Source organism: Psychrobacter sp. ER1 (genome assembly GCF_048631835.1).
GTDB lineage: Bacteria > Pseudomonadota > Gammaproteobacteria > Pseudomonadales > Moraxellaceae > Psychrobacter.
Map to the genome: position 1 here is coordinate 1853665 of NZ_CP184640.1, position 21248 is coordinate 1874912.

Below are 21248 nucleotides of genomic sequence, written 5' to 3' on the forward strand. Positions count from 1 at the left end.
GCCGCCAATATTTGAAGTAAAGGCGACTGTAAAGCTAGGTTTACAATTTCCACCTTTACCCCTCATTGGCTAATTCGTCTGCTATGACTCGTACTGTTTTCATTCTCTTAACTGATGCTAGTAAGCACATAACGCCATGTAAGAAGTAGATAGGCACTGCTGTTGACATTGGCGGGTAATCGCTAGCAAATAGCCCCGATAGCGATATAAACAGCACTCCTGACAATGCTAAACCTATTGCTGACCGCCTATCTGAGCGTAACGATTTCTTAACGAGTGCAAGCCAACAGCAAGAACCAAGAATAAACATTGCCACCCATACCCATACTGACGACACGTAAGAAAATCCGCGATATGGGTACTGCAAAATAATGTCAGCAGCGCCAATAATGAAGATTATTGAAAATGACCAAAGCATACCGACATTTGCAATTTCAACAGGCCTTACACTGTCTGCTGTTGGAAAAACCCAGTCTATCAACTCGTTAAACTTACCAAAACAGCGACTTATCAAGCCGCATTTGTCGTGTGACGGCATAAAGCCCCCTAATTTTAGATAATAAAAAACCACTCAGTGAGTGGCTAGTAACCTGCGATTGCTTTGCTATCTTGTAGTTGTTGCAGTAGAGCATTAAGCGATGCTTCTTGGCTCTCCGGCATACTCATCGATGCCGTTGCACCGCCAAGTTGAAAATTAACATTAATTGTTTTGCTTGAGCTTGGCTGACTGTCAAAACGATTGTACTCTTGTGTTGTAATTTGAGCCGTCGCTGTCCTTGCCACTTCGTAGTTGTCACGCTGTCGATCATTTTGACGCGCTTTCTCTGCAATTTCAGCTAAGTACATAGACGCTGTTTTAAACTTCGATAAATCGCTATTGGTGAGCACCTGACCATCTTGATATCCTTGCAACTCACCAAAGTTTAAAGCACCGCTTGATGTGCCCTGCTTGGCATACAGCTTACGCGCTTCCTCGATAGCGGATTCTTCAGATAGTCCTTGCGACTTCAAGAAGTTCTCAACACCAAGTCTAGTGCCAAACTGGTTGCCCAATACTGGCGCTTCCTCAGTGCCGTATTGCCGCAAGTTCCTAAGTGTCTCGTCAGCGTTCTTAAGCTCCTGAGCCTCTTTGACTGACTTAATTTTCTGCTGCAACTTATCGTAAGCTGATGACGCCTCATTTGCAGCGCGTACCATGGCATTACCTGCACCACCTGCACTGCTAGATATGCCGTCATAGGCTGTGCGGATATTATGGATTGAGCGAGTGACACGAGTATTAGCCGTTTCAGTATCAGCCATACTTTTAAATGTCACACGACCTGTTTCATCAACTGCTACTGTCAATCCGCGCTGAGCTGCTTCAGCTTTTAGCTGCGAGCTGACTACATCGCCGTTGGCCGCAATTGCAGCTTTAGCATATTTCTGAAAACCGTCTATCAATTGTCCTGCTGTGGCTTCACCGTCTTTGACGATAATGCCGTAAGCTTGCGTGTACGCTTCAGCCTGTTTCGCTGCTTCAGCGCGCGTGGTTAGACCTAAAACCTTGTAAGCCTCATTGACTGAATTTACGCCATCGGTCAGCGCATCTAATCGCTCATTAGCTAAGTCAAGGCCTGCTGCTAGATCTTCACCTGTGAGCCTGCCCTGCTCCCCAGCTCTTCCCACATCAAGATAATATCTTGCAGCTCGGTAGTATTTTTAGCCTTATTGGTCATGTCATTCAAGGCAGCAAATAGCACCTCGCCTGTTTGATAACCTGCATCGGTCAGAACATCAAAGCTTTCTGACAGCTCTAGCACCGATGCTTTTGCATCTGCATAACCTTGCGTAATACCGACACTTAGCGAATCAGCAAGCTCACGATAGGTTTTATCTAAAGCCTTTGCCGCACCTTGCGCTGATGCTGACGCTGCTTGCTCATCAGTCATTTTTTCAACAATAGCCTTACCTGTCTCACTGATAGCAACTGTTAGATTGCGTTCTGCTGCTTCTGCTTGTAATGCTCCCAATGCTGACTCACCGTAAGCTGCTATCTGAGCATTAGCCATTTTGGTAAAAGCACCTTCAACCGCTTCCGCTGCAACAGTGCCGTCTATCTTCATTTTATCGTAAGTATCTGTTGCTGCTTGAGCTGCCTCACCTAGCCTTTCAGTTGACGACTTGGCAGCATCTTCCATCGCTGCTGCAAATGATGAACTAAAATCTTGCGCTGCTTGATCAGCTTTTTCCATTGCACCAACAGCATGTTCATCTAAGCTATTAGCAAGGTCAAGCAATGCGGCCTTTGTTTCACCAAAGGTCAAGTATGCGGTAAATCTTGCTGCTACCGCCGCCCAAGTTGATAACACACTTTCAACCACACGAGCTGCTATCTCTATGCCTTTAATACCATCGTTAATAGCGCCAATGAATATACTCACGCCACTTAGTGAAGCAGTTATTAATCCTACTTGCTCATTGGCATCGGTTGCACCGCCAGCTATTGCATTAATCAGGTTGTTAATATCTTTGTAAGTATCAACAATTCGACGCCAGAACAAACTGACTGTCTCTATCAACTGATTGAATGTTTGATTGATTGCTGCAACCGTTGCAGGATCAAGATTGTCTAAGCTATCGCCAATCGCACTAATTGCATTTGCAAGTATTGACGACTGATTAACCGTCTTGTCCATTTCACCAATGAATACAAACAGCTTGTTTTTAGCCTCTGTTAAAGCATTACCGACCGTCGTTGGTAGTGTTCCAAACTCACTAGCAATCGCATCACCTTGTGACTGCACCGCGTTAATGACAACCTCTGATGTTAGCTTGCCATCTTGTGCCAATGCTCGTAATTCGCCACGAGTCACCCCTAAGCCATCAGCCATAGCCTGAGCCAAACGTGGGGCTTGTTCCATGATGCTGTTAAATTCTTCACCACGAACCACGCCTGACTGCAAGCCTTGTATTAGCTGAGTGATTGCAGCATCAGCACTAGCAGCACTACCGCCTGATAGCTGTATAGCCTCATTAATAGTACGAGTGACAGACAATACTTGCGCTTGCGCCAACCCTAGATCTGTACCTGCTTGTGATATTCGAGCAAACAATTCACCTGTGCTTTCAATGCTACTAAATGTCTCGTTAGCAATCTGTTTAACACCTTCAAAGCCTGTGACAAACGCAGCGCCTTCGCCAGTGGCTAATTTTACCCGAGCCTCTAGCGTTTTAAATGCGTCAGACACTTCGATAATCTCAGCAATGCCGATACCAAGACCAGCAGCTGCCAACATACCTTGCAAACTACCAACAGCGTTGCGAACACCGTTGATACCACCAGTAAAACGCTGCGAGCCTTGATTGACTCTATCTTGCGTATCATCTAGTCCGTTTAGCTCAGCTCTAAGCCGTGCAATTTGCGCCTCAGCCTCACGAGTAACACGGTCAATCTCAGCAGCAGGACGACCGCTATTGTTCTGAAAGTCAACCAATGATCGGCTGATTTGGTCAATCTCACCTCGTATGGTTTCAGGTACTCGAACATTGGTAATGCGGTAAATAGCATTACGAGCACCATCAGCGGTGCTTGCTGCTCTATTCATTGCACCTGCTAGTTCATTCGCTAAGCTGACGCTAGCACTATTAGCCTGGTTTAGTTCTTGCTCCAGTCGATTGACGTTAGCTGCTGCTTGTTCAATATCTTCAGGACTTGCACTTGTCTGGCTTAGTCTTAATGCTTCAGACCTTGCTACCTCCAGCTGTCTACCAAGTCTTGTAACTTGCAGTGCTGATGCTTCCATAGCCTGTTCAATTTGGTCACCTGATATATTGGCACCTGCGCCCATTTGCCTTAACTGATCAGCTGTGGCGCTTATCTCACTTGTTAAACGACTGGCATCAACATTAGCAAGCCCTGCTAGCATTGTAGATGCTCGCTCAGTGTCAGTATTCATTTGCTGTACGTTGCGTTGTACTGACTGCGCGTACTGCGTAAACTTGTCACGAGCATTATCAATGCCGCTATTAAACTGCTCGTTGAGCACACGCAACTGCACGTTAAAATCTAAATCACCTGCCATATGGCGCACCTCAAATTTTAGGCATTAAAAAAGCCCACTAATTAAAGTGAGCTATATCTAGTCTTGGGTTTTTAGCGATGTTCTCGCTTACACGTTTTAGCCTGTGCACTTTTTAATAATCTCAAAATACTTAGCGTGCGCCTCGTACTTTTCAATTATGTCTTTTGTAATATCTGATTTTGCGTTATTCATGAATTTAATATAACCCAGTATTTCTGCGTCCATGCCTACTAGCATGTTAGCCTGTGCTCTAGTTAGACAAGGCGTTACCGTCAGCTTTTCAGCCTCACGTCTTATCGATTGCAAGTCTTTTACAGCAGAAGATAGTGCAATTCTAGCGGTGCTGCCAGCCACAACACTAGCATCACTCCATCGGCCCATTATTTCATCAAGCTTGGCTCTATCTTCTTTTTCTAAATCAATATTTGTATATTGAGTATCTGGCTGAAGCTCAGCTTCTTTATCAGCTATTATTTTCTGAGCTTTCTCTGGCATTGCTTCTAGCTCGATACGACTTTGCTCAGCCTTTGCTTTATTCGCCTGCTCAATTTCTGCCTGAGCAATGCTAGCACGCATAGATTCGGTTTCAGCTTGGCGTGCTGCTATGCTATCTCTAGTTTGGGCGCTACTGTAGTAATTGAATCCAACGATGGCCAGTAAAGCTATAGCTGCAATAATGAGTATTTTTTAATGTCCATCAATGGGTGTCCGATATAAGTTAGTTAATAACTAACTCTAACCGATTGTTTACTTTTGAGCAATATTAGCTTTTCATAAACTCTTTCCAGTCTTTCGTATCCGCTTGTGATGCTCGCATAGCTGATGCCATATCCTTAATGCTTTGCTGCTTGTCTTTAGCTAATGCTTTGGATAACTCCCACCATTCGCCAAACGCCATATCTAAGACATCGTGCTCTCTGAGTCCGATTTTGTAGAATGGTAGTAAGCTGTCGAACCAAGTAACGCTAACTGTGCCCCCAGACTTTTTAGGGGCATGAAAATCTGACGCATAAAAAAATCGCCACTATGGGCGACGACCTCCTGCATCACTGTGAGCATTTCAAGCGGCTCAAGCTCTCGGTAAAAGGTAGGCGTTTGGTCTGTCAGTACCGATGCCAGTATGACCGTCTCGTCTGTATAGCTACCAATGAGTGCTAATAGCTCACTCTCAGGTAGTCCCTTATTTGCTTTTACAATACGCTCAAACTCAGCGACAAATGGCGTAAATGCTCGTGTCACTTCGTTTAGATTTTTAACTTTGACACGCTTGATCGCAATCTCTTGCCCTGCTACTTTAATAGTTTTAACACTATCGTCTTTTTTATCGGTCATCTTAAACCTCAATCTCTGTATAAGTTAAATTAGGCGCTTGCGCTACAATCTGACCGTCTCTGATAAATACTTTTGATTGCAGCTCGTAAGCTGCGCTTGATTGCACAATCGTGTTGCCTCCGCCCTGCATCGTTACCGTATAGTTTGAGCCTGTACGGTCAATGACGGTCGCTAATTGCTTAGCGCCCTGCTCAGTGACGTTTTTGAATAGTTGCCATAAATTACCGCTAGCCATCAGACAACCTCCTTATCAAAATGCCTTTCAACATCAATAGACTGGTCAATCTCTAATGCTCGATTGCTCGATAGGCGACCGGTGATAGTCGTGCCTCTGACCATACCAACCCATTGCTCACCATCATTGACACCAATCAATGTAGATGGTTTTAACACGCCAATATCAGCAATCAACGGCATCGAGATACCAATGTTGCCGATATCACCAGTGTCGCTCAATATCATCTTGCCGCGACTAATAGCGGCGTCTTGGTCGGTCATTAAGTCACTCGTGACCATTGGCGGCTGATAGCCTCCGCTTGTGCCTGTGCGCTTGATTAGAGCACCGATACCACCGTCATTCTCACCGTATATCGTTACCCCATTGTATGCAGGCTTATTAACACGGCCCCGACTGCGGCTAGTGATTAATGATTGCGTCAAGTTAATACTAGGTGTCTGCGCTGCCCATTCCCATGATGGGATAGGATAGCGTGCGAGTACGTGCAATACATCAGCGCTCATATCCGCATTGATAAAACCGCCTGCTGCCTCGGCGATCCACTGTAAGCTATTGATAGGCGTCTTGTTTGAGTAACTGTAAGTATTGGCCGGTACATTCCAGCCATTAACCCCTGCTAATTGCCAATCAAGCGTAAAGCCTGACGGCACACCGTTGCGATTAAGCTCTGCCTCTGCTATCTGACGCGCTGACATAGCCGTGTCAAACTTAAAGCCACGCTGTGATGAGTACGGACTTGCTAAAAGCATGGCGCGGGACTTGCCTTTGATCGTTAAGCTACTCTCGCCAAACTGGATTGAGTCCTCGCAACTATCTAAAATAAATCGCCATAGATTGCCGTTACACGTAAAGTCCACACCTATCTGCTGCTCTCGTGCCGTATCGACTTTGGATAGCTCAGATAGCGGCACAGTGGCGCTAAACGTCCAGCAATAGCTGTTGCTATCAATACCGACGCTAAAGCCCAAGAGCTTAATCTCACGCCCATCATCTGAGCGTGTTAATGACACACTGTTTGTCACAAATATAACTCCTTTTGAGGGTGTAGGCTCAGTGCCGTCACTCTCTTTAGCGGTTAATACTAGATAGCCGTAAACATCAATATCACTTTGAGCAATTGACAGTTTAGATCGCGGTGACTGACTTTTAGGCACACATAAGGTAACATCAAGCGGTAGCGTAGGCGCTGCTAGTTGCTGTCTTAGTATGACTGTCTGCCACAGCGGAGGTGCGATATAACTTGTAAACCAAGATGGCAGCTTTGCCGTCTCGATTAGGTTACGATAGCGATACCCTGCGAGCTTGCCGTAATCACTAGACGTATGACGCATGATTGCATCAAGATAGCTGTACTCGCCTTGCACTTTGCGCTGTGTTTGACGCGCAAGCATAGCCTCATAGCTGTACCAGTTGCTATGACTGACGCGCTTTGCCGTCTCGTTTTTGAGCTGTGATTTAGTATCGACAAAATTTTGAGACTCATATAACTGCTCGCTATCCGTGCCGACTAGCTTTGACTGCTCAGTTAATGCTTGCTCGCCCGTAGTCAACTTGATGTTAGCCTCAAACCTCGCCTGACTGTCAACACTAAGTAGTTTTGCAGAATCTATTAGCTCGGCGGATTTAATGCTAGCTAACTGGCCGCCCTCAAAGCTGCCCGACTTATCAATACCTTGTAATTTTGAATATTGCAAGTCGCTAGATACACCAAGTTTTGCTCCCCTAAAGACATTGACGTCATAAGTTGCAACAATCTCAGCTTGAGGATTAATTGGCAATACCGCATCAATGCCAACACCGACCACAAACTCAGTTATTGATAGCTCGGCTGATGCGCTAACACCAACGATTACATCAATAGTTAAACTTACGCTATTATCAACAGGCTGACATAACACCACATCGAGTATTGGCGGAGCAGATACCTGCTGATTGAGTACAACATCGACCGTTAGCGGGGGCGTAATATAAGTCATAATCTACTCATTAAATAAGGCTAAACGTTCCTCGGCGCTCAAGGTGCGATTATAAATACGCAAGTCTTGAATTAAGCCCTTGAAAGGTAGCGAGCTTGCTTCACGCTGTCCGATATACAGTACATGAGAAGCAAAAAGCCCAGTGACATTACTGGGCAACTGGTTATCTCTGATGGCTAAATATTCATTATTTATGTATATCTCAATCTCTGAGTTTAGTGGCTTAGATTTATCTGCTTGCAATACAATATGCTGCCAAACTAAACTTTTATTTATAGCAGCGTAAGAGCCGCTGACTGTACTGGGATTATCCACAAGTACAAAAGTTAATGGTGCAAAGCTGCGGTTGTTCATAAAGGCCGCAAACCTATTGTTACCGGTAGCCTGCCCCATCTCAAAAAGAACCCCTAAGTCATTTTGATTTGTTGCCATATAAAAACTAATAGCTACCTTATCGCTATTGATAACTAGCGGTTGCGGAGTTCTGATACAACCATTTATAAACTCTAGGCACTGAGTCCCTGCTTTACGACCCGCAATAAAATTCGCAACACCAGTCTTAACGCCATTTAAAGCGCTAGCCGATTGATCTAAGGCGTCGCCATTAAAGCTATAATGCAGAATAGTGTCGGTCGGTATCGCTGACACATAATCAAACTGATAAGCGCCGTGAGTGATAGGCTCGCAACCATTTGCCACATAAGTTAATCCTACATTCAGCCCTGTGGAGTATTGATACTCCCACTCTCCTGCCGCATTAGGTAAAACCTGAGCAATACATTTTCCGTCAGTCCAATTGAATATAGAAACGTAATCAATGGGCGTACCATCGTACTTTTTAGCGCGACCTGTTATTTTATTATCAGCCATAATCTACCCTTATATGCTAAATCTAATTGACGTAACGCCCACATAACCACCTTGATAAACCTTTTCTTTATCTAGGGTTATTAGTGAAGCAGGTAGTGTGACCATAAGAGCGCCTGACGCATCTAATATACGAGCCTCTGTCGGTATGCCAGATGCAATCGCTAGAGCCTGTGGCGGTACGTTAAACCTCAACATACCGCCTGTTATACTTAGCTCAACGGGATTAGTAAGCGTAATCTCAACCGCTAAAGTCGCACCAATATAAACGGACAATAAAGAGTTAGTACCTGCGTTTAATTTATTCGCCAAGCCTTGCAGCATAGCGTTTTTTGCAACGTCAGTTAATACCATTACGCACCTCGTTCACGGTCAATGTTGGCATGATAGCCAATAGTAAAATCATAGTTATCTTTGCTTGAACCCTGATGCTGCTGAATAGCATTACCAATCCAAATCGGATATTTAGCAGCAGCCATATTAAATCTCACTACGTTATTAGCCGACCAACCTGTGCCCCAAGCCGCTTGTAGTATCGTAAAATACGGATAGCCAGTCATGGGGTTGATTGGCGCTGTCACGACCGAAGTTTCTCCTACGCCAATCTCACCAACTGTTTCTCCGATAATTCTAAAATCCGTATTACTGGTAAAGACTAACACCCAACGTTCCTCAATTGAGTCACGATTAGTCACAACAATAGGGTTGTTAGTTACTTGCAACTGCGATGTTGCCTTATCACCAATCAATACATCGCTAAACACACTGCCCCATGACTTTTGACTAAACACGTTATACGCGCGCGCTTGCATATCACCTGCGAGTAGCATTGAGCTAAACACTGCTGCCGTGCTGTAGTCATGAGTAATAACTGTTGATAGCGTCACACGACCTGATATGTCCGCATCAATAACTAATGCAATATCCATGATCCGATATTTGGCAGTCAATGGCGCTGTGTAGAATGACATATCAAACATACCGTTGAGCTGTAAAGTACCAGCATCTAAATCCACATCAAGATAATCAAGATCAACCTTTAAGCCGTTGGCATCAACCACATTTACATCACTCAATCGCTCAAAACCTAAATCAAACGTATCGTTTGGCTCGTTCGTTAGTAGCTCCAATGTTTTAAGCTCAGTAATAGCGATACTGTCGCCCTTGCGAACAAATGGCACACGACCATCAGTTGGCAAGCGCACTGGATCAAGTCCGATAAGCTCTTTATCAAGTGGCAGGTAACTGTAGGCAATCGCGTTATAGCGAATTGAGTCGGGCTTAACGTAAACGGGTCTATTGATATAGTTCGTGCCACCAACATCATAGATATTGTTTGCGTCATACCAAGGCTCATTAACCACGCTAGGATTAGCTGTCACACCTAGTTGCTCATAGAAGTATAAGGCAACTACCCCAGCTTTAAAGTCAACCGTACCATGTGCAAAGTTATGTCCAGTGATATTACCTTGCTCGTCAGTTGATAGCGATATAGGTGTACCATCTGCAAGCTCGGCGCTGATTTGCAAAGACGCTTCTTTTAGTGGTGCCACTGGCGTTCTAAAAATCAAATTAGCAAGTGGTACTGGGTTGTTTTCACGTAGCATTGACTTGAGATTAACCGTGTTTGCTTGTCCTGCTTGCCATGCTGTTAATGACACTGCGCCAGAATTGTAGTCAATCACGCCAACTTGAGTGCTGCCTGAATACATTTTTCCGCTGACATCTCTTAAACTAACTCCGATTGCATCAACAAATACAGAACCATTGACAATAGGCGCTAAGGCATCTTGCGGTAGTGCTAGGTTAAGATTGCTTGCTTGCCCTGTAGTGGTAGCCGCTTCAACGGTAGGTGCAGTTGTAGATTTGGCTAAAAAATCAACATTGCCGATTTTAAATGGCATTGTTTTCTGAGTGATATTAAATACTGGAGAGACACCTGGTCTTGCCAATACATCGACACCGCTAACTTGTTTTGATACTTTAACTTTAAAGCTGGCTGTACCTGCTGATTTATTAAGCGTGCTGCTCAATAGCTCCACATCCCACTTTTGCGCGACTGGGCCATTAAACGGCTGCCAAACAAAGTCACTACTGCGAGTCACCGTATTTCCTGAATAGAACATCTTGTCAGAATAAGCAGGATATAGAACATTATCTATTTTTAACGACGTGCCATTGTCACTTAGTATGATGTTAATATGGCCTGCATAACCTAGATCATCCCTGCCCATCACTAAGCTAAATTCAACACCAGTAACCGATTGGTCAAAAGTAATAGTTTTTTCATAAATGCCATCGCTAATATTAGGCGACTCTGTGTATTTTGTGGTTACAACATTGGCTGCCAAAATACGCTGATAGGACAGATTGAATACTGTATCTTTTACCACTGTCAAATTTGGCGCAAGGCTTAAACGCTCATCGATAAAAGTCCCTGTTGCATCACCTGTGACAACGCCATTTGCAACTGTCGCTGTCTTGTCGGTTGCCCATGTAACAGTAATTGGGCCACTTACTTTATCTGCCACATTTATAACGTGATAAGCAGCAGGCAACACTTGTGCGCCATACTTAACCGTATCTAAATCAACACCAAACGAGTAAATAATATAACTGGCAGCATCAGGAATAGCGGCAGTTGTAAGCAATACTGTCTTGCCTTGTACCGTGCCACGTCCATTACCATCATCATCGACTAAGTTACCGCGCCCATCGTCATGCACGAGATAATTACTACCTTGTACCGTATAAGTAATTTTAAGACTGTTTGGTACTGGCTCTGCGCCAAGCTCACGCACATAGTTATAGCCTGCGTTATCATCAACAACCTGATAATCATTTTGCGCTACACGAGTAAATTCACTGGCAGGTTTGTAGCTACCTGTAATAGTTGTTTGGCCAAGACTGAGTATGCTATACCAAGTAATTTGACCAACGCCGTACTTAATAGATGCGTATGCTACATTGCTGCTATCTACCAACTGCCCATCTCTATCGGTTAACGAGCGACCACCGACCGTTATGCTCAACGTACCGACAGCGATACCGCTTGGTAAACTAAAAGCAGTATTGGCTGTCACGTTGACTGACTGGCTGATATTAATCACACCATCGCCACGCGCTTGAGTAGCAACTTGGTTGGCTGGATCGCGCTGCAAAATAGGTGTCTCAACTTGCGTGCTTGGCACAACTTGCGTGTAAATAGAGTTAAGACGTACTTGGCGTGATTGCATGGCTACTACTGGCTCGGCCAAGCGTGATGCACTGTAATACTTAGCAGCATCAGCAATACGAGCCTCACGCAAGATAGCACGTCTAGTAGTTGATGCGTTTAAATAAAACTCCTGTACTGTTAAGCCGTTAAATGACTTATTCAGCGTGTCGCCAAACTCAATCGTGGCAACTGTGCGTGTTACTGTTTCACTTGCTGACTTTTGAAAGCGACGTTCTACCGTTTCAACTTTAAGCGGTCTGAGATACTGATAATACTCATCAGATTGCCCTTCGTTTTGCACGAGTACAAGCGGCTGACCGACTGCTGGCACTGGGTCGCCTTTATCTAGCGAGATTTGGATCACGCGCTGACCTGCAAGCTGTGTCTCCAATACATGACCTGACCACTTAGTTCCAAAAGCAAGGTATGACTCAATCTTGTTTTGAGCGTCTGAGCGTCTATCGGCAAAGCTGTTCGCTTTAAACGCAAATACGCTGATATTAGGATTATCGGGCAACTCAGTAAACAGCATGCGTGTCGCTTGCAATAGTTCAGCATTAGCCGTTTTAACTGCTAGCGATACTTTACGCAGACGCACACGACCGATAAGGCGGTCAATATCCGACACATCAGGAAATAAGTTATTTGATACTCCATCAATGACGGCAATACCTGTAGGCAATCCGCCGCCGTCTGGCGTGTCTGCCATAATCTCGGACTTTAATATCTCTAAATCGTTTTGAGTAATCGTTCCCATTGGTGTCATCCGTCAAATTTTAGGCATTAAAAAGCCCTAAATAAAGGGCTAAATATGTAATAAGATTTACACGCTCGGTATCTCTAAGAATTTAAGCGTCACATTGTAATAATCGCTCAGCTCTGGGCTTGTACTGCCTTTTACGGGCGTTGCATTAATCGCCTCGGCTGTCGTATCGAACATGACTTTGACGCGCTTTACTGCCCCATCCGCTAAGTAATCCAGCCAAAAGGTAGCACCTAACTTGTCCCGCTCAGCTTTGAGGGCATTAACCGTTGACCGTGATAGCACTCCATGCCCAGCGGGTGCTTGCATCACATATGGTCGCCCCGCTTGCCTGACCGACTGCTCGACAATCATCGTACCATCTAGTGCGTACTTAGTGCTTGATACAATAGCAGACCAATCATGCTCAGCATCGGGATATAAGCTATCAGATAAGATAATAACGTTACCCGTGACGATATTTGTCAGTTTGGTTTGTGAGTTAGTACGCATTAATAACCTCGCCATCTCGCACAATCGTCAATCCCATATCACTAAACACTTGCAATGGCTCAAAGTCAATCGCACACATAATACTTGTGGTACTTGCCTTATCGCCTTGCTTATACATTATCACCATGTCAAGCGCACGCTGAGCAGCTTGTATGTCTGCATTTTGAGCGTGTAGGGGCAACGTAATGTCACTAAGGTTTATACCAAACATGCCAAGCACAACAGGCTTTATAACTGTGCTACAGACAGCGTAGAGATTGCCGTTAGCATCTTGCCACGTACTATCTACAAAAGTATTAATATCAGCAGCAAACTGACCTACGATTAGAGCAAGGTGGTTTGCGTCCTCTATATGTGCTTGCGGTACAGCAAGCGTCATTCTGTGCTTGAACTCACTCATAAAACAACCCCCGACTTAGCCGCCAAATAAGCGTTAATCATTTGCTCTTCGTATGCTGTGGTAATCTTTGATACGCATATAACACCAAATATCTTTCCAGTCATATGTAGTACGTTAGTGGCCGCAGAAAGTAAAACAACACCCCCATTGGAGTAGCACCAGTATTATCAACTCCTGCCAACACCTCCTTACTTCCCCCATTAAGGGATATGGTTAGTGGGTTTCCTGAAACACCAATGTTTGATATAGCAGTCACAGGGCTTCCTAGTGTATGGTTGTTTGATGAATAAAGAGTATTGCCAGCAGCAAGCCTTACTGAACTAGGTCTAGCTGGGTCTATGTAGAGTGAGCCAGTCGTAACAGTCAAGCCGTCCATTATAAAACCGCCAGCTTTATCTGCTGTAAATCCTGCTGCAATAGTGGTTGGTCGAGCTAGCCCGAAATTGGGCGAAAGAATACGGTCATCTACACCATCGCCTTTAAGCCAGCGTAAAACTCCATCAGTCTTATACGTTGGTCTAGCCGAACTTGTTAGCTGCCTACAATGATTGCCTTTTAACTCTCTCATAGATAAATTGTCAATCGTTGCTTTCTCGCCGCTAACGCCAGCTGTGGTTGCATTAATTCCTGCTCTAATTTGCACCGACGTACTGGTCGCTGTAAATATTATAGAAGCGCGCCCTGCGCTATTTGTTATAGGTTTTGATGAGAATGCACCATCAAAACAATAAAGACCTGCGCTAAAGTCAGCGCGTCCAGTATGGCTTATATCAGCTGTCAGTATGTAAGTCTTACCGACCTCTACAGGCTGGTTTATTCGTATTCCAATAGCAAGCCCTACAATAGATGAGTGCATATTTATAACACACACCCCTCTAATACGGAGGCGGTTGCAGAGGTGCTAGCAACTAGCGCCCAGTCCGTTAAGCCGTTACTAAAATCTCCGTTACCAAAAAGCTCAGTACCGAGCTTTAATCCCTTTGACTTATCAAGCATCAACCCTACTGGGTCACCATCTTTTGTGACGGGCGTTGTTCCAGCCGCATCTTGAAAAAGCGTTGTTAAGTCTGACGGGTCATACCAAACACCTTGCTTGTCACCCGCGAACAAATCTAAAGGGTCAAAGCTGTCGCCAAAGCCTAATGTCTTAAAAAAAATGACGGTCTATCAAAGCCGAAATACTGCATGATAGCTCCTTACTTGATGACGTTGATAGGTGCGCTCGTCCGCTTGCTATTGCTTGCCAATTTGCAATAAACGGCTGTTTTATAAGCAAAAGTAGCGGGTTCGTTGAGTTTTAACTTTATGCTAGCATCGCTAGTTGGTTCAGTCTCACTGATAGCAATGTGATAAAAGTCATCGATATAAGCGGCTTGCACAGTGCAATCACCGTCTGATAATTTAGTCCACGCTTTTGTTACTGTTACTTGTGTAGTAGCTGCCATGATCACGCCTCTTCATTTGGTTGATAAGTATTTCATTTGAGTAAGCCATCGACGCGCAATGACTTAATTAAATAAAAATGGGTCTATGAAATTTCACATAGACCCATCAAGCTACAGGTTCACAACCTGATAAGTTGCACCTGCATCTTCATCAAACAAACACTCACCTTCAATGCTCATCTCTGCAAAGTTCTCATTAATGAGGTCGTAAGTGTCGGCTGGATCAAGTTTGACGCGATAAGCGGTCGTAATCTGACGACCTTGTTGACCAACGGTGTTAATACCATCAAGACGGACTTCATAGTAATCAACATCATCAGTCATTGGCTTGGTTACTTTAGACTCACCGTAACCGTAGTCGATTGCCAATGGCGCGGTATGTCCACCTGTAAGCAGCTCAACACGGCCATAATCAGCATCGACTGTGTAATCAGTACCTTGCACTAATGGGCCTGCATCTGCATCAGTGATAGCTACATCTGACACGTTGCCATGTTTCAAAAAGGCCATATCGCCAATTTCGCCACCAATGTTATGACTTTCACCTGTTACGGTAGCGGCTGCCACAGTTTCGACTGTTGCTTGCAGTGCTGCACGCATTGCATCGTCACGACGCTCTTGAATGGTTAATGAGATAGAGGTTTTTTCTTACCCTCGCTCACGTCCCAAAGCTGCGAGTTGCCTGAATGATGCTCAAACAGCTCTTGCTTGTCTTCGACTGAGTGACTAAACGCAAGTGCTGAAGCTACGCCCACCCAAAACGCTGACTGCTTAACACCACCTTTGACTGGTGTCATATAGATTTTACCCTTACCAATAAAGGCGTGGGACTGGTTTAAATTATCTGCCATGAGTTAATTCCCCTCAATTAAGGCTTGAATTGTGTACTAAAAGTGAAAGGGTAAAGCGCAAACGTGCTGAAATAGTCCGGTCTGCCTGATGTGCTAGTACGCTGCAAAGCGCCGTGCCAGTCATCTAACTGATAACCCTGCACATGGTTAATCACTTTGCCGATAAGCTCTCCTGCATCACGCATAAGAGCCGCTGTGTCTGTCTGTGACGCTTGGTTGCTGACTACGATAACAACCGTCCACTGCTGCACGTCCACACTGTCTAGTGAACCAACAGCGTTTGGATTATTGCTTGTATTGACGACATAGAGTGCAGGTGTGATCTGCTTATTAATCTTGCTGATATCTGCAACCGTGCCGATGTGCTTAACACCCCACTCGTCAGCCTTAGCCTCTAAGTGCTCGATTAGGCCAAGACCTACTGCAAAATAATTACTCATAAGTCCACGTCCATAATTCGATTGATAATGTTCAGCACTGATGCGCGGTCGTTCTCATTCATGCCCAAAAACGGTCTAGCAGGTATATCGCCCCACAAGTGAGGGAATAGCGCCTTTTACCGCCATAGTGCATCATGCGTGCGTACACTACGTTTGTGCCCCACTTCACGCCATCAGGTAGCGCTACCCAAGTTAATGAAGCCATTAAGCGCCCAGTATCACGTAAGGTTTCGCCACGCTCTCTGATTGCACGTTGAGATGGCAGCCACGGTTGACGCTGTAAATCATGCTGACCAGCAAAACGCTCCTCAGTCTGATAAACCATTTCAGCGCCAGCCATACGGCTAAACTTCTGCATTTTTTACTGTCAAAATACAAATCGCCCAGCCGTCTGATTATCTCGTCACCGCCTGATAGCTCTGCATCAAACATGACTCACCTCACTTAATGCCTGGCATCTTTGCAAACACGTCATCGCCGAATATTTGACCAGGGTAACTACTGCCAATTGGTACAGCAGGCTTGACGTAAGTGCTTTGCTGCTCAGTGGCGCTCAATGGCTCAGCAAAAGTGACGTTGGCGCGACCAGCACTAACATCCTTTAGCCAAGCAATCTCTTCTTTGTAGCGGTCTTCTGGTTCCCCTGTTGCGTCGTTCTTATACAATAAGTATCTTGCGATATTGCAGCAAACTAGCTCCAAGTTATCCGTTTTGGCGATGGGCGTGTTATATCGAGTAGACAAGAAACTGTCCATCTTGCCGCTTGCGCTTTTTAATGCTTTAGCGGTTGCAGCCAAAGGGTCCTCATGCAACGACTCAAGCTGACCAATTTCTAACTCACTAAAGTGACTAATCAAATCATCACGAGTCGCGTACATAATCAGTCCTTTGGAAAGCGTGCGATTAGCTCAGCTTTGGTATCTGAGTCGTTGTAGTCGATTTCTTCTTCATCAAGTAAGGCTTTTAGCTCTTTATTGGTGAGTGTATCGAGCTCGACCACTTCACCACCTTCGCCAGTATCAACATCTTCGCCTTCAACGGCTTCAGCTTCTACGATGGCGCCTTGTTCAAGTAAGAATTTGGCACGCTTTTCGGTCAAGCCTTCAACCACTTCACCAGTCTTAGAACGGCCTACCGATTGTTTTGCAATATACTTAGACATAATTTGCTCCAAAAAAACCCTGCGATTAGACAGGGTTATTAAAGTTAGTTGGTATTAAAGAGTGATAAAACCAGTACCGCCACACGCACCATTTTTATTGATTGGTACAGGCAATGGGCTAGAATCAGCGATGAATTTATCAACTGACGGATCATCACTAAATACATGGTACGGCATCAATTCCATTGCTAATTTAGCAGGGTTCTTACGATGCTTAATCATGCAGAAGTACAGTTTGTTAGCACGCTCAGAGATTAACCAAAAACCATCTTCTGGAATCATTAGCTCGCTTGTGCCATCTGCTTTTTCAAACTCAACGTCATACGTCCAAAACTCAATACCATCTAAAGTACCGCGTAAGGTCGCTTCAGTTTCACCGCCAAAGGCACCATCAAACACACGAGTAGCTGTACTGTCTTTTGATGCTGTGAACTTGTCGTTGAATTCTTCGTTGTCAGCCATCGCATCGAAAACACGGCTGGACATCAATGCATCAACTGGGCGACGCTTACCGTGCTTAACCAGGTCTTTAACCATGCCGCGAATATCTTCATACGGTGTAGCACCTGTTTGGTCCCATGCAATAAGCGGACTAAACGTCAAATCACTATGACGCTCATAATCAACCGTCACACCTGCATTGTCATCACCTTCTACAACAACCTTGCCATACAGCAAAGCATCACGACACATAATAGCGATACGAGCTGCTAGAGATTGACGAATAGCCCAGTAAGATGTTGCTGCTGCCATTTCCCACTCATCTTGCATGGTAGGTGCTACACCAATGCCATTGGTTGCAATTACCTTCATAGATTGCAATAGCTTTTTCATCTTAGCGTCAACCTTGCTTGACGGCTCAACCACTACAGACGGTTTGAAGTAAGGCGCTGGAATATGCTTAACATTCAGCTCAACCTTCTCTTCAATAACTCGGCCTTGTGCTGTAGGTAGTACAGCAGGTGCTAGTGGGATGTAAGACTTAATTTCGCCTACAGGTACTTTGTCTTCGTTGTTCAAGTACGTTTCATCGCTAAAGTAGCGGTCACGTAAAAAAGTATCGACCGGCTTGCTTAAATCATAAACCGCGGCAAGTTCTTCAAAAGATGCTGTTTCAATTTCAGCGCCTTCAATATTAAAAGTAGCCATAAATATTTATCCTTATTTAACTACGCTAAGCGTGATTTTAGTTGAGCGATTAGCGTATGCACGCGCCGCTAGTTTCTGAGTCGCATCGAGTGCTGTGCCGTTCAGCTTGACCTGATCCACATCAAACTTACCCGCAACATATACAGGCATTTCAATACCTGCAGCTGCTTTAGCTGTTGCCTGCTCAGCAGTTACGTCAGCAAGACAGATAACATGCCAATCAGCTTGTGCACCTGACTCGGCATTGCTGTGAGTCGCTACGTTGGTACCAGCAGCAATTACTAGCAAGTCGCCACGTTTGTACGCTGTAGCAGTGGTAGGCACTACGCTATCAGTGATAGGTGCGACATCGACCGTTAACGGCTGCTCAGTTGTATAGTTGAAATCAACCATTATTTAGCTCCTTGTGCTTTAGCTGCTTCAACAGCTGCTAGAATTTTACTTTCGCCACCTTCACGGCCATTGGTTGCTTGCGCTTTATCCAAACCATCTGGTAGCTCAGGCGCTTTTGCTTCAACAGGTTTAGCCATAAACTCAGCTACAGCAAACTGTGCGTCGTCCATTGCTTTAAATGCAGTTACTTGCTCGTCTGTAAACTCACGACCAGTGTCAGCGGCTAGCTTATCGATAGCGGCTTGGCGTGTTGATGCTTGCGACTCCGCTAATTTATTTTGCGCTACAAGTGCAGCAGCTTTTGCGTCAGCAGCTTCTTGTACAGCTTTGGCCTCGGATGCCTCTAGCTCTTTAATTTTGGCTTGCGCCTCTTGTAAATCCATTGATTCCCCTCGGTTTTTGGATTTGTATTGCTCTGATTGGTGCCGCTTGACACTGCTACGCTATCGGCAATTGCATCAATTAGACCTAATTCTTTGGCTTTAACGGCGGTGAACACATCACCTTCCCAGCCTTTGACTGTTTTAGCATCAACATTACGCTGTGCTGCTACATGATTAAAAAAGACACTGGCTGATTCATCGACGCCTTCTTGTAGGCGCTGCTTTTCATCGTCTGTCAGTGGCATGAATGAGTTGAACGCTGCCTTCCACTTGCCTGATCGGAACAATGAAACCTTTTCGCCATAGCGCTCAAGCCATCCACTCTCTTCGGTGTGGACCACATAAACACCGATACTGCCAATGCCCGATTGCTTAGACGCTGTAATCTTGCTTGTGCTAGCACCTAACCAGTAAGCGGCTGAATACATATCACCGCTAACAAACGTTTCAATTGGCTTTGCAGACTGGTAGATAGTCTCAGTGATACCGTCAAGCCCGGCAACATAACCGCCGCCACTATCGATATCCAAGACAATGCTAGTCACTGTGTAATCATCATTGGCTTGCTGGATGTAATCCGCTAAATTTGCATAACCTGTCACGCCCCATGAGCGATAGTCGCTAGACGTTTCAGGCACTAACAATCCGCGCACATCAATAGTCGCTACGCCGTTTTCGACTGTGTAAGCCGCTTCACTGTCATCGTCGCTATATCGCGCTAAAGACTTAAAATCTATGGCTGCCATTTGACGATCTAAGTTTTCACAACTCATGAGCGCATGACTGTCAATATCGCGCTTAATCTTTGCTTGTAAGTTCATATTTCACCCATTAAAAAGCCCTTACATTTCTGTAAAGGCTTGGTGTAATTCGTTTGTTTTCTATTGAGCTACTTAATATTAAAGCCTTGCTTAAGCGCTATGACTTGTTGCGTTAATATGTCGTTTTGTTTGATTAACTCCGAACGCTTAAGTCTTTCGACTTGCTCAAACTCTTTAACCATAGCTCTAGCGAATAGGTAGACGTAAGGGTTTAAATCCATCGTACCATCAGGTTGCTCTTTTAATTTAAATCCGTAGTCTAAGGCAATCGTCTTAATATCTCTGTCCGATATGTCATTATCGGTAGGCACTTTACGCGACATAGCTAAATCCTTGTTTCGATAGAGTTATCATACCCTATGACTAATCTGTATTGTCTTTTTTACGTCTCTTTGTGTAGATAGTCAATGCTATATCAGCTATCAATAAAACAGCTCTGAGTATTCGTGATTTATTCATGCGCTCTCTTCCTCAATCAGTTTTTTGGCTTCATCAATCATCAAAGCAAGCTCCGGCACTGGTTGCGCCAACATCACTGTAATAGCCGCCTCAATACGCTGTCTTGCTGCCAGTATCGCATCTGACTGCTTGTAGTACGTGATAGCAAGTTCAGCTATCTTGTCGTTGACTAGCTTGTTCATGCGGTCAGTATATTGCGCTGGTGTACCGCCGCTGAAACCATCTTGCGGCTGAATATCGGGCAGGTCATCAGCAATCGTCACGCCTTTAGCTTGAGCCTGCTCTTTGGTTAATGAGCGCATAATGCAGCGACAACGAAAAGCGTCTGGAGCTGTGTGCGTCTGCCAAAACGGGTCATCAATCGGTCTGATGATACCGTCAAGTATCTTATGGGCAGGTCGTTGTCTGCTGTCATTGATACCGTCGCGCATCAAATACGGGCGTTCATCTTTGTTCTGCTGCTGTTGATACCACCGACCACGACCGTAAGCGCCTTGTATATTGGTTCTAAAGATATTATCTAGCCGATGCTTTGGCAGATTAATATCAATGTCACCGTCTTTGACCGCCTTTTGAAAGTCTGCAAACGTACCGCCACTATCGAGTTGATCATTGACCAGACCCATCACATGCTTAATCTGCTCAGTCTGCCCCAATCCTGCGATAGATACCGCTTGCTGACGCTGAATAGGCGTCATGCGGTCATAGTATTCATCAGGTAAGACCACGTTACGGTTTAAAGCGTAAGCAATGGCTTCGATGAACTTTACGTCAAATGCTGCTGTTACTGTCATGG

The 21248-nt window shown here is 44.9% G+C and carries 28 protein-coding genes; all 28 read right to left on the reverse strand.

The features are described 5' to 3' along the window. Positions 1-55: 55 nt before the first annotated feature. The 28 genes from ACOBWA_RS08350 to ACOBWA_RS08485 all read right to left on the reverse strand — a co-directional run bounded on the left by ACOBWA_RS08350 (position 56) and on the right by ACOBWA_RS08485 (position 21246). Positions 56-538: a hypothetical protein gene (locus ACOBWA_RS08350; RefSeq protein ID WP_420229022.1), complete on the reverse strand. Its 483-nt coding sequence runs from the start codon at positions 536-538 to the stop codon at positions 56-58. A gap of 44 nt (positions 539-582) precedes the next feature. Next, positions 583-1668 (reverse strand): hypothetical protein, encoded by a 1086-nt coding sequence (locus tag ACOBWA_RS08355; protein ID WP_420229023.1) that lies wholly within the window; start codon positions 1666-1668, stop codon positions 583-585. Then, a complete protein-coding gene (locus ACOBWA_RS08360) occupies positions 1623-4064 on the reverse strand; it encodes a tape measure protein (protein ID WP_420229024.1) in 2442 nt (813 codons plus the stop codon). Before ACOBWA_RS08360 ends, ACOBWA_RS08355 begins: the two co-directional genes overlap by 46 nt. Positions 4065-4160: 96 nt before the next feature. Further along, the gene (locus ACOBWA_RS08365) at positions 4161-4640 is read right to left on the reverse strand and encodes a hypothetical protein (protein WP_420229025.1); all 480 of its coding nucleotides are present in this window, start codon (positions 4638-4640) and stop codon (positions 4161-4163) included. Between the two features lie 187 nt (positions 4641-4827). Beyond that, positions 4828-4962, reverse strand: coding sequence for a hypothetical protein (locus tag ACOBWA_RS08370; protein ID WP_420229026.1), 135 nt, complete (start codon positions 4960-4962; stop codon positions 4828-4830). A 2-nt stretch (positions 4963-4964) separates the two neighbouring features. Continuing rightward, a complete protein-coding gene (locus ACOBWA_RS08375) occupies positions 4965-5396 on the reverse strand; it encodes a hypothetical protein (RefSeq protein WP_420229027.1) in 432 nt (143 codons plus the stop codon). A gap of 1 nt (position 5397) precedes the next feature. Then, positions 5398-5631, reverse strand: coding sequence for a hypothetical protein (locus ACOBWA_RS08380; RefSeq protein ID WP_420229028.1), 234 nt, complete (start codon positions 5629-5631; stop codon positions 5398-5400). Then, positions 5631-7610 (reverse strand): hypothetical protein, encoded by a 1980-nt coding sequence (locus ACOBWA_RS08385; RefSeq protein WP_420229029.1) that lies wholly within the window; start codon positions 7608-7610, stop codon positions 5631-5633. The genes ACOBWA_RS08380 and ACOBWA_RS08385 overlap by 1 nt, the downstream gene beginning before the upstream one ends. A 3-nt stretch (positions 7611-7613) precedes the next feature. Beyond that, positions 7614-8480 (reverse strand): LamG-like jellyroll fold domain-containing protein, encoded by an 867-nt coding sequence (locus tag ACOBWA_RS08390; RefSeq protein ID WP_420229030.1) that lies wholly within the window; start codon positions 8478-8480, stop codon positions 7614-7616. Between the two features lie 9 nt (positions 8481-8489). Next, positions 8490-8831, reverse strand: coding sequence for a hypothetical protein (locus tag ACOBWA_RS08395; RefSeq protein WP_420229031.1), 342 nt, complete (start codon positions 8829-8831; stop codon positions 8490-8492). Continuing rightward, positions 8831-12451, reverse strand: coding sequence for a hypothetical protein (locus ACOBWA_RS08400; protein ID WP_420229032.1), 3621 nt, complete (start codon positions 12449-12451; stop codon positions 8831-8833). The genes ACOBWA_RS08395 and ACOBWA_RS08400 overlap by 1 nt, the downstream gene beginning before the upstream one ends. 66 nt (positions 12452-12517) lie before the next feature. Then, entirely contained in the window at positions 12518-12949 is a 432-nt protein-coding gene (locus ACOBWA_RS08405; RefSeq protein WP_420229033.1) for a hypothetical protein, read from the reverse strand. After that, positions 12939-13349, reverse strand: a complete 411-nt coding sequence (locus tag ACOBWA_RS08410; protein ID WP_420229034.1) for a hypothetical protein — start codon at positions 13347-13349, stop codon at positions 12939-12941. Before ACOBWA_RS08410 ends, ACOBWA_RS08405 begins: the two co-directional genes overlap by 11 nt. 100 nt (positions 13350-13449) lie before the next feature. After that, the gene (locus ACOBWA_RS08415) at positions 13450-14205 is read right to left on the reverse strand and encodes a hypothetical protein (RefSeq protein WP_420229035.1); all 756 of its coding nucleotides are present in this window, start codon (positions 14203-14205) and stop codon (positions 13450-13452) included. Between the two features lie 2 nt (positions 14206-14207). After that, complete coding sequence (locus ACOBWA_RS08420) at positions 14208-14459, reverse strand: hypothetical protein (protein ID WP_420229036.1); 252 nt, start codon at positions 14457-14459, stop codon at positions 14208-14210. Between the two features lie 86 nt (positions 14460-14545). Further along, a complete protein-coding gene (locus ACOBWA_RS08425) occupies positions 14546-14794 on the reverse strand; it encodes a hypothetical protein (RefSeq protein WP_420229037.1) in 249 nt (82 codons plus the stop codon). Positions 14795-14905: 111 nt separating this feature from the next. After that, positions 14906-15394: a hypothetical protein gene (locus ACOBWA_RS08430; protein ID WP_420229038.1), complete on the reverse strand. Its 489-nt coding sequence runs from the start codon at positions 15392-15394 to the stop codon at positions 14906-14908. Positions 15395-15420: 26 nt separating this feature from the next. After that, entirely contained in the window at positions 15421-15645 is a 225-nt protein-coding gene (locus ACOBWA_RS08435) for a hypothetical protein (RefSeq protein WP_420229039.1), read from the reverse strand. Positions 15646-15662: 17 nt separating this feature from the next. Beyond that, complete coding sequence (locus ACOBWA_RS08440) at positions 15663-16085, reverse strand: phage tail terminator protein (protein ID WP_420229040.1); 423 nt, start codon at positions 16083-16085, stop codon at positions 15663-15665. 58 nt (positions 16086-16143) lie between these two features. Then, on the reverse strand, positions 16144-16443 hold the full coding sequence (locus ACOBWA_RS08445; protein WP_420229041.1) for a phage virion morphogenesis protein: 300 nt from the start codon (positions 16441-16443) through the stop codon (positions 16144-16146). An 82-nt stretch (positions 16444-16525) separates the two neighbouring features. Further along, positions 16526-16963 (reverse strand): phage protein Gp36 family protein, encoded by a 438-nt coding sequence (locus ACOBWA_RS08450; RefSeq protein ID WP_420229042.1) that lies wholly within the window; start codon positions 16961-16963, stop codon positions 16526-16528. Between the two features lie 2 nt (positions 16964-16965). Beyond that, complete coding sequence (locus ACOBWA_RS08455) at positions 16966-17247, reverse strand: hypothetical protein (protein ID WP_420229043.1); 282 nt, start codon at positions 17245-17247, stop codon at positions 16966-16968. A 54-nt stretch (positions 17248-17301) separates the two neighbouring features. Next, positions 17302-18396 (reverse strand): major capsid protein, encoded by a 1095-nt coding sequence (locus ACOBWA_RS08460; protein WP_420229044.1) that lies wholly within the window; start codon positions 18394-18396, stop codon positions 17302-17304. A gap of 12 nt (positions 18397-18408) precedes the next feature. Then, positions 18409-18789, reverse strand: a complete 381-nt coding sequence (locus tag ACOBWA_RS08465) for a hypothetical protein (RefSeq protein ID WP_420229045.1) — start codon at positions 18787-18789, stop codon at positions 18409-18411. Beyond that, positions 18789-19172 carry a hypothetical protein gene (locus tag ACOBWA_RS08470; protein WP_420229046.1) on the reverse strand — a complete coding sequence of 128 codons (384 nt, stop codon included), beginning with the start codon at positions 19170-19172 and terminating at the stop codon, positions 18789-18791. Before ACOBWA_RS08470 ends, ACOBWA_RS08465 begins: the two co-directional genes overlap by 1 nt. Beyond that, on the reverse strand, positions 19133-19993 hold the full coding sequence (locus ACOBWA_RS08475; protein WP_420229047.1) for a S49 family peptidase: 861 nt from the start codon (positions 19991-19993) through the stop codon (positions 19133-19135). The genes ACOBWA_RS08470 and ACOBWA_RS08475 overlap by 40 nt, the downstream gene beginning before the upstream one ends. 68 nt (positions 19994-20061) lie before the next feature. Beyond that, the gene (locus ACOBWA_RS08480) at positions 20062-20316 is read right to left on the reverse strand and encodes a hypothetical protein (protein WP_420229048.1); all 255 of its coding nucleotides are present in this window, start codon (positions 20314-20316) and stop codon (positions 20062-20064) included. 132 nt (positions 20317-20448) lie between these two features. After that, the gene (locus ACOBWA_RS08485; RefSeq protein ID WP_420229049.1) at positions 20449-21246 is read right to left on the reverse strand and encodes a phage minor head protein; all 798 of its coding nucleotides are present in this window, start codon (positions 21244-21246) and stop codon (positions 20449-20451) included. Between the last annotated feature and the right edge of the window lie 2 nt (positions 21247-21248).

Excerpts from the sequence above, each read along its gene's own strand:
- ACOBWA_RS08385 (WP_420229029.1), bottom strand. The coding sequence starts at position 7,610 with ATGACTTATATTACGCCCCCGCTAACGGTCGATGTTGTACTCAATCAG.
- ACOBWA_RS08415 (WP_420229035.1), bottom strand. The coding sequence starts at position 14,205 with ATGCACTCATCTATTGTAGGGCTTGCTATTGGAATACGAATAAACCAG.
- ACOBWA_RS08370 (WP_420229026.1), bottom strand. The coding sequence starts at position 4,962 with ATGGCGTTTGGCGAATGGTGGGAGTTATCCAAAGCATTAGCTAAAGAC.
- ACOBWA_RS08470 (WP_420229046.1), bottom strand. The coding sequence starts at position 19,172 with ATGGATTTACAAGAGGCGCAAGCCAAAATTAAAGAGCTAGAGGCATCC.
- ACOBWA_RS08395 (WP_420229031.1), bottom strand. The coding sequence starts at position 8,831 with ATGGTATTAACTGACGTTGCAAAAAACGCTATGCTGCAAGGCTTGGCG.
- ACOBWA_RS08480 (WP_420229048.1), bottom strand. The coding sequence starts at position 20,316 with ATGTCGCGTAAAGTGCCTACCGATAATGACATATCGGACAGAGATATT.
- ACOBWA_RS08425 (WP_420229037.1), bottom strand. The coding sequence starts at position 14,794 with ATGGCAGCTACTACACAAGTAACAGTAACAAAAGCGTGGACTAAATTA.
- ACOBWA_RS08455 (WP_420229043.1), bottom strand. The coding sequence starts at position 17,247 with ATGTCTAAGTATATTGCAAAACAATCGGTAGGCCGTTCTAAGACTGGT.
- ACOBWA_RS08430 (WP_420229038.1), bottom strand. The coding sequence starts at position 15,394 with ATGCGTGCAGCACTGCAAGCAACAGTCGAAACTGTGGCAGCCGCTACC.
- ACOBWA_RS08410 (WP_420229034.1), bottom strand. The coding sequence starts at position 13,349 with ATGAGTGAGTTCAAGCACAGAATGACGCTTGCTGTACCGCAAGCACAT.
- ACOBWA_RS08435 (WP_420229039.1), bottom strand. The coding sequence starts at position 15,645 with ATGGCAGATAATTTAAACCAGTCCCACGCCTTTATTGGTAAGGGTAAA.
- ACOBWA_RS08460 (WP_420229044.1), bottom strand. The coding sequence starts at position 18,396 with ATGGCTACTTTTAATATTGAAGGCGCTGAAATTGAAACAGCATCTTTT.
- ACOBWA_RS08375 (WP_420229027.1), bottom strand. The coding sequence starts at position 5,396 with ATGACCGATAAAAAAGACGATAGTGTTAAAACTATTAAAGTAGCAGGG.
- ACOBWA_RS08450 (WP_420229042.1), bottom strand. The coding sequence starts at position 16,963 with ATGTACGCGACTCGTGATGATTTGATTAGTCACTTTAGTGAGTTAGAA.
- ACOBWA_RS08405 (WP_420229033.1), bottom strand. The coding sequence starts at position 12,949 with ATGCGTACTAACTCACAAACCAAACTGACAAATATCGTCACGGGTAAC.
- ACOBWA_RS08350 (WP_420229022.1), bottom strand. The coding sequence starts at position 538 with ATGCCGTCACACGACAAATGCGGCTTGATAAGTCGCTGTTTTGGTAAG.
- ACOBWA_RS08465 (WP_420229045.1), bottom strand. The coding sequence starts at position 18,789 with ATGGTTGATTTCAACTATACAACTGAGCAGCCGTTAACGGTCGATGTC.
- ACOBWA_RS08380 (WP_420229028.1), bottom strand. The coding sequence starts at position 5,631 with ATGGCTAGCGGTAATTTATGGCAACTATTCAAAAACGTCACTGAGCAG.
- ACOBWA_RS08400 (WP_420229032.1), bottom strand. The coding sequence starts at position 12,451 with ATGGGAACGATTACTCAAAACGATTTAGAGATATTAAAGTCCGAGATT.
- ACOBWA_RS08365 (WP_420229025.1), bottom strand. The coding sequence starts at position 4,640 with ATGCGTGCTAGCATTGCTCAGGCAGAAATTGAGCAGGCGAATAAAGCA.
- ACOBWA_RS08485 (WP_420229049.1), bottom strand. The coding sequence starts at position 21,246 with ATGACAGTAACAGCAGCATTTGACGTAAAGTTCATCGAAGCCATTGCT.
- ACOBWA_RS08440 (WP_420229040.1), bottom strand. The coding sequence starts at position 16,085 with ATGAGTAATTATTTTGCAGTAGGTCTTGGCCTAATCGAGCACTTAGAG.
- ACOBWA_RS08445 (WP_420229041.1), bottom strand. The coding sequence starts at position 16,443 with ATGCAGAAGTTTAGCCGTATGGCTGGCGCTGAAATGGTTTATCAGACT.
- ACOBWA_RS08390 (WP_420229030.1), bottom strand. The coding sequence starts at position 8,480 with ATGGCTGATAATAAAATAACAGGTCGCGCTAAAAAGTACGATGGTACG.
- ACOBWA_RS08360 (WP_420229024.1), bottom strand. The coding sequence starts at position 4,064 with ATGGCAGGTGATTTAGATTTTAACGTGCAGTTGCGTGTGCTCAACGAG.
- ACOBWA_RS08475 (WP_420229047.1), bottom strand. The coding sequence starts at position 19,993 with ATGAACTTACAAGCAAAGATTAAGCGCGATATTGACAGTCATGCGCTC.